Source organism: Rhizobium sp. SVR5-9E (genome assembly GCF_056755095.1).
Genome location: NZ_JBNDHS010000371.1, coordinates 1 through 278 on the forward strand (window position 1 = coordinate 1; position 278 = coordinate 278).

General features: G+C 57.6%; 1 protein-coding gene. It reads right to left on the reverse strand.

Going from position 1 to position 278, the window contains the following annotated elements; all coding sequences use genetic code 11:
- Positions 1-236, reverse strand: a 236-nt coding sequence (locus ACPYOJ_RS35230) for an ABC transporter permease (protein WP_481420366.1), incomplete at its 3' end; no start/stop codon positions are given.
- Positions 237-278: the final 42 nt, after the last annotated feature.

Below are 278 nucleotides of genomic sequence, written 5' to 3' on the forward strand. Positions count from 1 at the left end.
GTGCCGATGATCGAGGAGATCACTGTCGAGACCGCGGCCACCCAGAGCGATGTCTTGATGGCGTTGAGGAAGACCTCGTTGTGAAAGAACACCACATACCAGCGAAATGAAAGTCCCTGTGGCGGGAACGTCAGGAAGGCGCCAGCATTGAAAGAGGCGCCGACGACCACGAGGATCGGCAGCAACAGAAAGGCATAGATCAGCAGGCAATAGCCGGTGAGGAGGTGCCTGGCCATCAGTTCGCCTTCCATTTCATGCGGGTGAGCCTGGCAAACAGC